Annotated in this window: 11 protein-coding genes; 3 read left to right on the top strand and 8 right to left on the bottom strand. The window is 62.2% G+C overall.

What is annotated here, in order from left to right; genetic code table 11:
* Window positions 1-2: 2 nt before the first annotated feature.
* From ispC to rpsB, 7 genes are all read right to left on the bottom strand, one after another.
* A complete protein-coding gene (gene ispC, locus IHV84_RS14705; protein WP_198847415.1) occupies window positions 3-1,181 on the bottom strand; it encodes a 1-deoxy-D-xylulose-5-phosphate reductoisomerase in 1,179 nt (392 codons plus the stop codon).
* Complete coding sequence (locus tag IHV84_RS14700; protein WP_198847414.1) at window positions 1,178-2,032, bottom strand: phosphatidate cytidylyltransferase; 855 nt, start codon at window positions 2,030-2,032, stop codon at window positions 1,178-1,180. Before IHV84_RS14700 ends, ispC begins: the two co-directional genes overlap by 4 nt.
* Before the next feature lie 8 nt (window positions 2,033-2,040).
* Entirely contained in the window at window positions 2,041-2,772 is a 732-nt protein-coding gene (gene uppS / locus IHV84_RS14695; RefSeq protein ID WP_142081505.1) for a polyprenyl diphosphate synthase, read from the bottom strand.
* Between the two features lie 32 nt (window positions 2,773-2,804).
* On the bottom strand, window positions 2,805-3,365 hold the full coding sequence (frr, locus tag IHV84_RS14690; RefSeq protein ID WP_198847413.1) for a ribosome recycling factor: 561 nt from the start codon (window positions 3,363-3,365) through the stop codon (window positions 2,805-2,807).
* Between the two features lie 43 nt (window positions 3,366-3,408).
* Window positions 3,409-4,131, bottom strand: coding sequence for a UMP kinase (gene pyrH, locus IHV84_RS14685; RefSeq protein ID WP_198847412.1), 723 nt, complete (start codon window positions 4,129-4,131; stop codon window positions 3,409-3,411).
* Window positions 4,132-4,184: 53 nt separating this feature from the next.
* The gene (gene tsf, locus IHV84_RS14680) at window positions 4,185-5,111 is read right to left on the bottom strand and encodes a translation elongation factor Ts (protein WP_066695164.1); all 927 of its coding nucleotides are present in this window, start codon (window positions 5,109-5,111) and stop codon (window positions 4,185-4,187) included.
* A gap of 108 nt (window positions 5,112-5,219) precedes the next feature.
* Window positions 5,220-5,972: a 30S ribosomal protein S2 gene (rpsB, locus tag IHV84_RS14675; protein ID WP_044396879.1), complete on the bottom strand. Its 753-nt coding sequence runs from the start codon at window positions 5,970-5,972 to the stop codon at window positions 5,220-5,222.
* Window positions 5,973-6,146: 174 nt separating this feature from the next.
* On the opposite strand from rpsB, the gene IHV84_RS14670 reads away from it, so the two are divergent.
* The 3 genes from IHV84_RS14670 (at window position 6,147) to IHV84_RS14660 (ending at window position 10,409) form a co-directional block, all read left to right on the top strand.
* On the top strand, window positions 6,147-7,493 hold the full coding sequence (locus IHV84_RS14670) for an amidase (RefSeq protein ID WP_198847411.1): 1,347 nt from the start codon (window positions 6,147-6,149) through the stop codon (window positions 7,491-7,493).
* Between the two features lie 50 nt (window positions 7,494-7,543).
* Window positions 7,544-8,770: an FAD-dependent oxidoreductase gene (locus IHV84_RS14665; protein ID WP_198847410.1), complete on the top strand. Its 1,227-nt coding sequence runs from the start codon at window positions 7,544-7,546 to the stop codon at window positions 8,768-8,770.
* 91 nt (window positions 8,771-8,861) lie between these two features.
* Complete coding sequence (locus tag IHV84_RS14660; protein ID WP_198847409.1) at window positions 8,862-10,409, top strand: NAD(P)H-hydrate dehydratase; 1,548 nt, start codon at window positions 8,862-8,864, stop codon at window positions 10,407-10,409.
* Between the two features lie 80 nt (window positions 10,410-10,489).
* On the opposite strand, the gene rnr is transcribed toward IHV84_RS14660, so the two are convergent.
* On the bottom strand, window positions 10,490-12,829 hold the full coding sequence (gene rnr, locus IHV84_RS14655) for a ribonuclease R (RefSeq protein ID WP_198847408.1): 2,340 nt from the start codon (window positions 12,827-12,829) through the stop codon (window positions 10,490-10,492).
* Between the last annotated feature and the right edge of the window lie 58 nt (window positions 12,830-12,887).

Below are 12,887 nucleotides of genomic sequence, written 5' to 3'. Positions count from 1 at the left end.
AGTCAAAGCGCCAGAGCAGCGGCCGCACGTTGCGCTGCCACACGAGCGGCGGCATCCAGCGCCAGCAAGGACTCCAGCGAATCCGGCTTGGAGGGCTGCACCGCGTCCAAAGTTGCAAGGTTGACCGCATGGATATGGTCAAAACGCAGTTTGCCCGTCAGGAAGGCGTCCACAGCCACCTCATTCGCGGCGTTCAGCACTGCCGTGGTGCCTTCTGGGGCGTTCAACGCCTGCCACGACAGATGCAATCCTGGAAAACGCCGGACATCCGCTTCTTCAAACGTGAGGGCCGCCAGCGCTGCAAAGTCCAGTCGGCTGGCACCACTCTCGATGCGTTCGGGCCAGGCCAGACCGCAAGCGATAGGCACACGCATGTCGGGCGTGCCCAGTTGCGCCAGGATGGACGCATCTTTGAACTGCACCATGGAATGGATGATCTGCTGCGGATGGATCACCACCTTGATCTGCTCAGGCGCCAAATCAAAAAGCCAGCGTGCCTCGATGACTTCCAAAGCCTTGTTCATCATCGTGGCGGAGTCCACCGAGATTTTTCTTCCCATGGAGAAATTGGGATGCGCACAGGCCTGTTCGGGGGTGATCTGCGCCAAGGTCTCTGGCGCACGGGTACGGAACGGGCCGCCAGAAGCGGTGAGCAAAATGCTGTCCACCCGCTCAGCCCAACACGCAGGATCTTCAGGCAGGCACTGAAAAATGGCTGAATGCTCGCTGTCGATGGGCAGCAGGGTGGCGCCGCCCTCGCGCACAGCGCGCATGAACACATTACCCCCCACCACCAGCGCCTCTTTGTTGGCCAGCAACAGGCGCTTGCCCGCGCGGGCAGCAGCAAGGCAAGGCGACAAGCCCGCAGCCCCCACGATGGCAGCCATGACGGCATCCACCTCTTCGTGCGACGCTATGATTTCAAGAGCACCTTGCGCTTGCAGGACGGACGTTGGGAGCCTATTTTGCTTGATTTTTTCTGCCAGCAACTGCGCATGGGGAGCGCTCGCCATGACAGCGAAGCGGGGCTTGAATTGGGCGCACTGCTGCAGCATCAAATCGACCTGGGTCGCCGCGCTGAGCGCAAAGACCTCGTAGCGATCCGGATGCCTCGCCACCACGTCGAGCGTGTTTTTTCCGATGGACCCTGTGGAGCCCAGAACCGTGATTTTTTGCTTCATACAGAAATAAGTCGGGTGAGCATCAGCGCCAGGGGAAGCGTTGGCAGCAACGCGTCAACCCGGTCAAGCACGCCCCCATGGCCGGGCAGCAGCCCGCTGCTGTCCTTCACGCCCGCGCTGCGCTTGATCAGCGATTCGACCAGATCACCCGCCACACTCATGGCCACCATGAACACCACGGCGATGGCCAAGAACCACCAGCCCGCGGAATACAGGCGGGTATAAAAACTGGCGACGTCTGCCTGGAAGTAACGGTCAGCCGCAACCCAGGCCACGGCCAGGCACAACACCCCCGCCAGACCGCCCCAAACCCCCTCCCAGCTTTTGCCAGGACTGATGGAGGGTGCCAGCTTGTTGCGGGTAAAGCGCAGGCCAAAAGCCCGGCCGGCAAAATACGCAAAGATGTCAGCCACCCACACCAGGGTGAGCACCGACAACAAGAAATTGATACCGAGGATGCGTGCCTGCACCACGGCAAGCCACGCCAGCCATAGCGCCAGCACACCCAAAACGATGCGCACAGGCGCCGGAATGAGCGGCCAGCCGGGTACACCGGCGCGCAACAACCAAGCGGTGCATGCCACCCAAAGCCCGCCGCCCAGCGTCCACAACAGCGGCAACGGGCGATCCAGCCAGCCAGCCCACCAACTGCCAGCACACAGGACCAAGCACACAGCCGACAAGCTCAAGGCGGCTGCATTGCCGCGCCCATTCAATCGCCCCCACTCCCAGGCGCCAGCCGCCATGAAGACCAGAACCACCAGGGCAAAGGGGGTGATGGAGGGATAGAACAACGCTGGCAGCAGGATGGCCAGCAGGACCAGGGCAGTGATGACGCGCTGTAGCAGCATGGGGCCTTTCAGCCCGGCATCGGATCACGATGCGCGGACGCTATTTGTTCAGAGGTTTTGCCAAAACGGCGCTCACGCGATTGGAAGGAGTCCAATGCCTCGTCCAAGGCGGCTTCATCGAAGTCGGGCCACAGACGGTCACTGAAAAACAGCTCGGAGTATGCGGCCTGCCACAGCAGAAAATTGCTGATGCGCATCTCGCCGCCGGTACGGATGATCAGATCAGGGTCAGGCACGTGGGACATGCCCATGGCGGCGTGCAGGCTTGCTTCGGTAATCGGCATACCCTTCGCGGCCAAGCCAGCAGCAGCTTGCGCGATGTCCCAGCGGCCACCGTAGTTGAAGCACACGTTCAGGATGAGGCGGTGGTTGTCAGCCGTGGCCGCCTCCGCCTGGGCCAGGCCCTCACTCACTTTGGCAGACAGACCTTCGCGGCTCCCGACAAAGTGCAACTGCACGCCATCCTTTTTGAGCTGGGGAACCTCTCGGCCCAGGGCCATCGCGAGAAGCTCCATGAGGCCCGAGACCTCATCGGCCGGGCGGTTCCAGTTTTCAGAAGAGAAAGCAAAAACGGTCAGGACGGAAACGCCCCGTTGCACGCACGCACGTACGCAGCGACGAAGCGAATCCACCCCTTGCTTGTGCCCCGCCAAACGCGGCAGAAAACGACGTTTGGCCCAGCGGCCGTTGCCATCCATGACGATGGCAATGTGGTGTGGCACCACCGGGGAATCAGACATGTCAACGATCAGCCAGCTCCAGCGGGGGGAGCTCAGACCGCCATGATTTCTTGTTCTTTGGCCGCCACCAAAGTATCGATCTCGGCAATATGCTTGTCTGTGAACTTCTGAACGTCGGTTTCTGCGCGCTTTTGGTCGTCTTCAGAAGCGAGTTTGTCCTTGACCAGCTTCTTGACCCCTTCATTGGCGTCGCGGCGCAGGTTGCGCACGGCGATCTTGGCGCTTTCACCCTCATTGCGGGCCAGCTTGGTCATTTCCTTGCGGCGCTCTTCGCTCATGGGCGGCATGGGGACGCGGATCAACTCGCCCATAGAGGCAGGATTCAGACCCAGATCGCTTTCGCGGATGGCCTTTTCAATCTTGGCGCCCATGCCCTTTTCCCAGGGCTGGACGCTAATGGTGCGCGAGTCGAGCAAGGTCACGTTGGCCACCTGACTCAGGGGCACCATGGAGCCGTAGTACTCGACCTGAATGCTGTCCAGCAAAGCAGGGTTGGCACGGCCCGTGCGGATTTTTTGCAGGTTGTTCTTGAACGCTGCGATGGACTGGTCCATCTTGGTTTCAGCGGTTTTCTTGATATCGGCAATCGTCATGATGGGTTCCTTGGGGCGAGACTGCTGGGGTTCTTGGGGAAGGTCAGGCGTACACCAACGTACCTTCGTCCTCACCCATCACCACGCGCCGCAGGGCGCCATGCTTGATGATGGAGAACACTCGCACTGGCAGTTTTTGATCACGGCACAAGGCAAATGCGGTAGCGTCCATGATGCCCAGATTGCGGGACATGGCCTCGTCAAAGCTGAGCTTCGTGTAACGCGTGGCAGTGGGATCCTTGTGAGGGTCGGCAGTATAAACGCCGTCCACCTTCGTTGCCTTGAGTACCACTTCAGCGCCGATCTCGGCACCACGCAGAGCGGCGGCCGTGTCCGTGGTGAAGAAGGGGTTGCCCGTGCCTGCCGCAAACACCACCACCTTGCCCTCTTCGAGGTACTGGAGTGCCTTGGGGCGGACATAGGGTTCCACCACCTGTTCAATCGCAATGGCAGACATCACGCGAGCGGTGAGGCCCTGCTTGTCCATGGCATCGGCCAGGGCCAGCGCGTTCATCACGGTGGCCAGCATACCCATGTAGTCAGCGGTTGCTCGGTCCATACCGACTGAGCCACCCGCCACACCACGAAAAATATTGCCCCCCCCAATCACCACCGCGACCTGGACACCCAGGCGGGTCACATCAGCAATTTCCTCCACCATGCGGACGATGGTGGCGCGGTTGATACCAAAGGAGTCATCGCCCATCAGCGCCTCACCGGACAGCTTGAGCAAGATACGCTTGTGGGCTGGCGCGGCGGTGGTCATGGGCAGTTTCTCCAATGGTTGATGGTGTTTGGGGGTTGAGCGGGGTCGGAAGATTAGGCAGCAGCCTTGGCAGCGGCCACTTGTGCAGCCACTTCAGCGGCAAAGTCGTCCACCTTCTTCTCAATGCCTTCACCCACCACGTACAGCGTGAAGCTCTTCACGGTGGTGTTGGCGGCCTTGAGCATTTGGGCCACAGTTTGCTTGCCGTCAGCAGCCTTCACAAAGACTTGGTCAGCCAGCGAGACTTCCTTCAGGTACTTCTGCACTGCGCCATCGATGCGCTTGGCGGTGATTTCAGCGCTTTGGGCCGGCTTGCCAGCAGCGATCAGTTCCTTGTTGGCTTCGTCAGCCTTGCCTTCGGCCACCGAACGCTCCTTGGCGATCAGGTCAGCAGGCACGTCAGCGCTGGTCAGGGCCACGGGCTTCATGGCTGCGATGTGCATGGCCACGTCCTTGGCAGCCACTTCGTCGCCTTCGAACTCGACGACCACACCAATGCGCGAGCCGTGCAGGTAAGAAGCCAGCTTGGAGCCAGAGAAGTACTGGAAGCGGCGGAACGACATGTTTTCGCCGATCTTGCCGATCAGGCCCTTGCGCACGTCTTCCAGGGTGGGGCCGAAGCCGTCTTGCTCGTAGGCCAGAGCGCCCAGGGCTTCAATGCTGGCAGGCTTGTGCTTGGCGACCAGCTCCGCTGCGGCCTTGGCCATGGCGATGAAGCTGTCGTTCTTGGACACGAAGTCAGTTTCGCTGTTCACTTCCACCAGGGCACCCGTGGTGCCGTCGATGAAGCTGGCGACCACGCCTTCAGCGGTGATGCGGGAAGCGGCCTTGCCTGCCTTGGTGCCGAGCTTGACGCGCAGCAGCTCTTCCGCCTTGGCCATGTCGCCATCAGCTTCCGTCAGAGCCTTCTTGCATTCCATCATGGGGGCGTCAGTCTTGCCACGCAGTTCAGCAACCATGCTTGCGGTAATTGCAGCCATCTGTGTTCCTTCCGTATTCAGTTCAAAGTATTCAAAACTCGGGATAAAAAAAGGGGGCTAACCAGGAGCCCCGCTTTCCTTCGCGACCGCAGTCGCGCAGTCGGGTGCTTAGGCAGCCGACTCTTGCACTTCCACGAATTCGTCGGTGCTTTCCGAAGCAGCAGCCTTCACGACTTCGTTCACAGCGTTGGCGCGGCCTTCGATGATCGCGTCAGCAATGCCGCGGGCGTACAGCGTCACAGCCTTGGCCGAGTCGTCGTTACCGGGGATCACGTAGTCGATGCCTTCTGGGGAGTGGTTCGTATCGACCACACCAATCAGAGGAATGCCCAGCTTCTTGGCTTCGGCCACAGCGATCTTGTGGAAACCCACGTCGATGATGAAGATGGCGTCAGGCAAAGCAGCCATATCCTGGATGCCGCCGATGTCCTTTTCCAGCTTGGCGATTTCGCGGCTGAAAGTCAGTTGTTCTTTCTTGCTCAGGTTGTCCAGGCCGGTTTCCAGCTGGGCCTTCATGTCCTTCAGGCGCTTGATGGAAGTCTTCACCGTCTTGAAGTTGGTGAGCATGCCGCCCAGCCAGCGCTGATCCACGAAAGGCACGCCAGCGCGTTGCGCTTCAGTAGCCAGGATTTCACGGGCTTGGCGCTTTGTGCCGACCATCAGGATCGTGCCGCGGTTGGCAGCCAGTTGCTTGGCGAACTTTTGGGCTTCCTGGAACAGTGGCAGCGACTTTTCCAGGTTGATGATGTGAATCTTGTTGCGATGGCCGAAGATGTAGGGGGCCATCTTGGGGTTCCAGAAGCGGGTTTGGTGACCGAAGTGGACACCGGCTTCCAGCATTTCGCGCATGGTAACGGACATAAAAATACTCCAAAGGTTGGGTCTAAAATCCAGCCCCATAATTTGTTACTTCTGCTGAAGTGACAACACCTTGACGGGGCTGGTTTGCGATTGGCTTTGCCGCAACTGCTGCGCTCAGGCCGAAAGGACCACGCGCCACTGCATACAGCAAAACCCAAAGATTCTAGCACACCCATGCAAGCCGACCTGATCGCAACCCGGGCCTTGGTACAGGCGGGCGCCCTGACTGCCGCCCAGGCGATGGACGAATCCATGCGCCTGGCGCAAGCCCCCGCCGCTGCCCATGCCTTCGTTTCCGCCCACTTTGAAGCAGAGCGCGAGCGCCTTCAACACACAGAAACAGCACACCTGCCGCTGGCTGGGCTGGCTATTTCTGTCAAAGATCTTTTTGACGTGGCGGGGCAAGTCACTACGGCAGGCTCCCTCGCCTTGCAAGACGCACCCGCCGCTACCAGCGATGCGCCCGCCGTGGCGCGTTTGCGGGCCGCTGGCGGCAGCATCGTCGGGCGCACACACATGGTGGAATTCGCTTTCTCCGGCATCGGCACCAACCCGCATTTCCCGACACCCGCCGCGTTCGACTACCGCTTTGGTCCCCTGCCCGGGGCAGCACGGGTGCCCGGCGGGTCTTCCTCCGGCGCCGCAGTGTCAGTCGCCAGTGGCGCGTGCTACGCAGCGTTGGGCTCAGACACTGGGGGGTCGATTCGCATTCCTGCCGCATTCAACGGCATCGTAGGCTTCAAAAGCACAGCCCGCCTGGTTCCCACCACTGGCGCCGTGCCACTGTCCACCACCCTAGACACCGCCTGCGCCATGACCCGAAGCGTGCGCGATGCCATCGTGGTGCATGAGGTTTTGGCCGCGCGCCGCGTCACCCGCAGCTCGGCCCCCTTGTCTGCCTGGCGCCTGGCCGTGCCAACCCATACATTTCTCGATGCACTGGATGGCACCGTGAGCACAGCCTTCCAGCGCACGCTAGACCTGCTGCGCCAGGCTGGTGCACAGATCGAGTCGATTGATTTGCCAGAAACGGGCGAGCTGGGCCCCATGCAGGCGCAGGGCAGCCTGGCTGCCGCCGAAAGCTACGCCTGGCATCGCCCGGTGCTGGCCCGGCATGCCGAGCAATACGACCCGCGCGTGCGCAGCCGGATCGAGCGCGGCGCAGCGATGAGCGCGGCCGACTACATCCACCTGCAGCACGCAAGGCAAGCGTGGATATCGCGAATGGAAGCGCGGGTTGCAGGCTTTGATGCCCTGCTCTCCCCCACCGTCGCCATCGTGCCGCCCTTGCTGTCTGACGTAGCCCCAGGGGAAGCGCGTGACGCAGCCTTCTTCCAGGCCAACGCCTTGGTTCTGCGCAATACCAGCGTGGTCAACATGCTGGATGGGTGCGCCTTGTCACTGCCCTGCCATGTGCAGGGCGAGTTGCCCGTGGGCTTGATGGTCTGGCACGCCGCAGGGCGTGACGATGCCGTCTTGAACGTTGGCCAACGCATCGAAGAATTACTACAAAAACAATAGCTGCTGGCGCTTATCTACAAAGCGCTAGAGCCCAATTTCGCCATTAATCCATGAAGATCGCCATCGTGGGCGCCGGAATCATCGGCGTCACCACTGCATACGAGTTGGCGCACGACGGCCATGAAGTCACCGTGCTGGAGCAACGCAGCGCAGCAGCAGAAGAATCCAGTTTTGCCAACGCCGGCCTGTTATCGCCCTACCTGACCACCCCTTGCACCATCGCGGGCAAGCCGAGCCCCACAGCGCAGCGCCCTTGGCACACGCACACCGGCATTCGTCTGGCCCAGGGTGCTGGGCTGCACGAACTGGCCTGGCTGTGGCGCTGGCGCCGCAGCCACACGCCCCTGTCTACCCTGGAGAGCCTGGCCCGATACAGCCGTGAACGCACGCAAGCGATTGCTGCGCGCCACGAGCTGGACTTTGAAGCCAGCACGGGCCGACTGCTGTTTTTCCGCACCGCCAAGCAACGCGCGCAGTACCAGCCGCTGCTGGACTGGATGCGCGAGGCGGGCACGGCAGTGCAAGACATGGACGCAGACGCAGCGCGCCACGTAGAACCCGGTCTCTCGCCCGAGGCCCCGCTGCACAGCGCAGTGTTGCTGCCCCACGCCGTGTCAGGCAACTGCCGGCTGTTCGCGCAAATGCTGCGCCAGGGCATGCAGGGGGCCGGGGTGCAATTTGTTTTCAATGCCCGGGTGACCAACTTGTCGAGCCAGCCCACGGGAATCTGGGTGGATGGCGAGCCCGACATGCGCCGTTTTGATGCAGTGGTGGTGTGCGCAGGCGCAGCCTCGCACACACTGCTGCGCCCGCGCGGCATTCGGCTGCCCATGGCCCCGGTGTTTGGCTATTCAGTGAGCGCCCCCTTGCGCGAAGCCACCCATGCGCCGCTGACCAGCGCACTGGACGTGCAAGAGCAAATCACCATCACCCGCCAGGGCCAGCGCGTGCGCATCACCGGCGGCGCTGAACTGGGCTCGCCCCAGGCTGCCCACCACCACGCCACGCTCCAAAAGCTGTACCGCACCGTCAACGACTGGTTTCCGGGAGGGGCGCAGTTGTCGGGCCCGCTGCAAATCTGGCGCGGCGCCCGCCCCACCCTGACCGATGGCGCCCCCGCCCTGGGCAGCACCGCCCTGCCCGGCATCTGGCTGAACACCGGTCATGGTGCGGGCGGCTGGGCACTGGCCTGCGGTTGCGCTCGTGCTTTGGCAGACATGCTGAGCCAACGCGCACCAGAGATCAGCGTGCAGGGGCTGGAAGCCCAGCGCTTCTGAGCCCACGCTGCGCCCACCCCATGGGCGCAGCCAGCACGCACAATGTCGGGTACAGCAGTTCCCGTGAACTGCGGGACTGCAAGACCTTGCCATGCAACGCATCACGCCCGACCAAACCTACCCCCTGTTCAACACCGAAGCCACTCGCCGCCTGGAGCAAGCCGTGGCCGCCCAGTTGGCGCCTCACACCTTGATGCAGCGTGCGGGCCTGGCTGTGGCGCAACTGGCGCAAGCCATTGCTCCGCATGCCCGCACGATCTGGATTGCCTGCGGCCCAGGCAACAACGGTGGAGACGGGCTGGAGGCCGCGCACCATTTGGCCCGCGCTGGGCGCAAAGTTGTCATCAGCTGGCTGGGCACCACCGAGACATTACCACCCGACGCGCGCCAATCCTGGGAAAAAGCCCGGCACTGCGCGAACATTGTCTGGGCCGACACACCTCCCACCGATCTGACCGGGCAAGACCTGTGCATTGACGCCCTGCTGGGAATTGGGGTGCGGTCATCCACCAGGCAGACACCATCCGGCTCGGCACACGACACCGTGCTGACCCAGTGGTTGGCACAACTGCGCAGTAGCGCGGCCCCCGTGCTGGCGGTGGATGTGCCCTCTGGACTTGACGCCGACACAGGCCAGTACGCCCCCGGACTGGAGCCTGCCAATCACACTGCGGCGGCGAAACCCAGCGCAGCACAGCACACGCTGAGCCTGTTGACGTTAAAGCCCGGCCTGTTCACCGCCCACGGCAGGGACGCCGCAGGGCAGGTGTGGTGGCACGACCTGGGAGCTACCGCTGAGACCGGGCTAAACCACGAGCCCCCCACCGCCTGGCTGGCCGGCCAATCCCCTCGCGGCAGCAGGCTGCATGCCAGCCATAAGGGCAGCTATGGCGATGTAGCCATCGTGGGCGGAGAAGGTCTGGCCTTGCGTGGCATGGGAATGACCGGCGCCGCCTTGCTAGCGGGCTCCGCCGCATTGCACGGCGGAGCGGGCCGAGTGCTGGTCAGCCTGCTGGACCAAGACCATGCCACCGAGATCCACACACAACCCGAACTGATGCTGCGCCGATTTGAGGCACTCGAACTGGAAAGCCTCAGCGTGGTTTGCGGTTGCGGCGGCGGGCAGGCGGTGCGCACCGTGTTGCCCGCGGTGCTGCAACGAGCTCAGGCGCTGGTGCTGGACGCCGATGCACTGAACGCCATCAGCACCGACGGTGCCCTGCAACAGGCGCTGACAGCGCGTAGCGCCAGGCAACACCCCACGGTGCTCACCCCTCATCCGCTGGAGGCAGCGCGGCTGCTGCACACCACATCCGCGCAGGTGCAAGCCCACCGGCTCATGGCGGCCCGCGAACTGGCAGAAAAATTCCAGTGCACAGTGGCTCTCAAGGGGTCCGGCACGGTCATTGCCCACCCCGACGACATTCCGCACATCAATCCCACCGGCAATGGGAGACTGGCCACGGCGGGCACAGGGGATGTGCTCGCGGGGCTCATCGGCGCAGGGCTGGCCACAGGCATGACGCCATTGCAGGCGGCTATCCGGGCCGTGTTTGTACACGGCGAAGTGGCCGATGCGTGGCCTCTCTATGAGCCTCTGACTGCCGGGGCTTTGGCACGGAGGATCAGAATCGGGTAAGGCCAGGCGCCCAGCCAACTTCACCCATGCAGGGGCTGACTCCATCAGCCCTCTCAGCGGCTTTCAGGCTTGCTGAGCATTCAACCTCGCCGGGGTTTGCGGGCCTTGCCCCTGGATGATTTGCCCGAGGTCGCCGCCTGCTTGACCGCAGCCTTGAGCGACTGGATGGGAGAGCGCGCCGCGCGACCACGCCCCGCAGGGTCCGCATCAACGACCGCTTCCGGCTTGGACTTGCGCCCCTTGGCTGCCACAGTCTCTTTTCGGCCAGTGTCCGAGCGACCTTTTCGCGCGCCGGAATCGGCACTTACGCCCTTGTCCCTGAGTGCCCGCCCGAGCAGTTCCTCGTTCTCCCGCACCAAGCGGAAGTCGATCTTGCGCCCATCCAGGTCCACACGGCTGACCTGCACACGCACGCGCGTGCCGATGGCATAGCGAATGCCAGTGCGCTCACCACGCAGCTCTTGTCGGGCCTCGTCGAACTTGAAGTATTCGCCGCCCAGCTCTGTGATGTGCACCAGGCCTTCGACGTACATCGCATCCAGGGTCACGAAAATGCCGAAGCTGGTGGCTGCACTGACCACGCCGCTGTATTCCTCGCCCAGATGCTCGCGCATGTACTTGCATTTGAGCCAGGCTTCCACATCACGGCTGGCTTCGTCGGCGCGGCGCTCATTGGCACTGCAGTGCAAGCCCGCAGCCTCCCACGCCTGGATTTCCCGGCTTAGGGGTTTGACGTCTTTTTTCGGTTTAGCTCCTGGGGCAGCAACGCGCCCCGCCAGCCGTTTGGCCAGCTTGGCATGGGCCTCGCCCGGGGTGGGCAACACGGGCAACTGGTACCGGGTGTTGCCCAAAATGGCCTTGATCACCCGGTGCACCAGCAAGTCTGGGTAGCGGCGAATCGGGCTGGTGAAGTGGGTGTAGGCCTCAAATGCCAAGCCGAAATGGCCGCTGTTGATGGGCGTGTAAATGGCTTGCTGCATAGACCGCAGCAGCATGGTGTGAATTTGCTGCGCGTCAGGCCGCTCTTTGGTCGCCTCGGCAATGGCCTGGAATTCAGAGGGCTTGGGGTTGTCGCTGATCGACATGCCCACCGCCATGGCCTTGAGATACCCGCGCAGGATTTCCTGCTTCTCAGGCGTGGGGCCCTCGTGTACACGGAACAAGCCGGGCTGGCCGCCCTGCTCAATGAAGTCCGCGCTGCAGACGTTGGCAGCCAGCATCGCCTCTTCGATCAGCTTGTGCGCATCGTTGCGCGTGCGGGGTACGATCTTCTCGATACGGCCATTTTCATCACACACGATCTGGGTTTCGGTGGTTTCAAAATCCACCGCACCACGCTGTTGGCGCGCCACCTGCAACGCGCGGTACACATCGTGCAGGTTGAGCAGATCTTTCACGCGATCCTTGCGCTTGCTGGCCTCAGGGCCACGCGTGTTCGCCAGGATGGCTGCCACCTCGGTATATGTGAACCTCGCGTGGCTATACATCACGGCGGGATAGAACTGGTACGCGTGCACCTCCCCCTTGGCCGTGACCAGCATGTCGCACACCATACACAGTCGCTCCACCTCAGGGTTGAGCGAGCACAGGCCATTGCTCAACTTCTCGGGCAGCATGGGAATCACCCGGCGTGGGAAGTACACACTGGTGGCACGGTCATAGGCATCGATGTCGATGGCACTGCCGGTTTCCACGTAGTGGCTCACATCGGCAATCGCCACCAGCAAGCGCCAGCCCTTGCCTCGCCCCACCTTGGCAGGCTCACAATACACGGCATCATCAAAGTCGCGCGCATCTTCCCCGTCAATGGTGACAAGCGGCACATCGGTCAGATCAATGCGGCGCTTCTTGTCGATAGCCCTGACTTTTTCTGGCAGCGCCTTGGCCTGGGCCAGACACGCTTCAGAAAACTCATGCGGCACACCGTACTTGCGCACCGCAATCTCAATCTCCATGCCAGGGTCGTCAACCTCGCCCAGCACCTCGGTGATGCGCCCGACGGGCTGCCCAAACAATGCCGGCGGCTCAGTCAACTCCACCACCACAACCTGGCCTGGCTTGGCAGCACCAGTTGCACCCTTGGGAATCAGAATGTCTTGCCCGTAACGCTTGTCTTCCGGGGCAACAAGCCAGACGCCACTCTCTTGCAAAAGCCTGCCAATCATGGGCTGAGAGGGGCGCTCGATAATCTCTACCACCCGGCCTTCCGGACGGCCGCGGCGATCTTGCCGAACGATGCGCACACGAACGCGGTCTTTGTGCAGCACTGCTCGCATCTCGTTCGGGGGGATGTAGATATCTCCCTCACCATCGTCACGAATGACAAAACCATGCCCATCACGGTGCCCCTGGATGCTGCCTTCGATTTCGTCAGACAGGTGTGCGGGCGCAGCGCCGGGGGTGTTTTTTTTGATATACAATCTAAATCTTTCCTGAAATGCCCAGGTGGCGGAATTGGTAGACGCACTAGTTTCAGGT

Origin of the sequence: Acidovorax sp. IB03 (genome assembly GCF_016406015.1) — a bacterium.
Taxonomy (GTDB): Bacteria; Pseudomonadota; Gammaproteobacteria; order Burkholderiales; family Burkholderiaceae_C; genus Acidovorax; species Acidovorax temperans.
The sequence above is the reverse complement of the archived record's forward strand: the minus strand, read 5'-3'. Positions and strand labels throughout refer to the sequence as shown.

Bases quoted from the DNA above. Each gene is read 5' to 3' on its own strand.
- IHV84_RS14660 (WP_198847409.1), top strand. From the start codon at position 8,862: ATGCAACGCATCACGCCCGACCAAACCTACCCCCTGTTCAACACCGAA.
- pyrH (WP_198847412.1), bottom strand. From the start codon at position 4,131: ATGACCACCGCCGCGCCAGCCCACAAGCGTATCTTGCTCAAGCTGTCC.
- tsf (WP_066695164.1), bottom strand. From the start codon at position 5,111: ATGGCTGCAATTACCGCAAGCATGGTTGCTGAACTGCGTGGCAAGACT.
- ispC (WP_198847415.1), bottom strand. From the start codon at position 1,181: ATGAAGCAAAAAATCACGGTTCTGGGCTCCACAGGGTCCATCGGAAAA.
- uppS (WP_142081505.1), bottom strand. From the start codon at position 2,772: ATGTCTGATTCCCCGGTGGTGCCACACCACATTGCCATCGTCATGGAT.
- frr (WP_198847413.1), bottom strand. From the start codon at position 3,365: ATGACGATTGCCGATATCAAGAAAACCGCTGAAACCAAGATGGACCAG.
- IHV84_RS14665 (WP_198847410.1), top strand. From the start codon at position 7,544: ATGAAGATCGCCATCGTGGGCGCCGGAATCATCGGCGTCACCACTGCA.
- rpsB (WP_044396879.1), bottom strand. From the start codon at position 5,972: ATGTCCGTTACCATGCGCGAAATGCTGGAAGCCGGTGTCCACTTCGGT.
- IHV84_RS14700 (WP_198847414.1), bottom strand. From the start codon at position 2,032: ATGCTGCTACAGCGCGTCATCACTGCCCTGGTCCTGCTGGCCATCCTG.
- IHV84_RS14670 (WP_198847411.1), top strand. From the start codon at position 6,147: ATGCAAGCCGACCTGATCGCAACCCGGGCCTTGGTACAGGCGGGCGCC.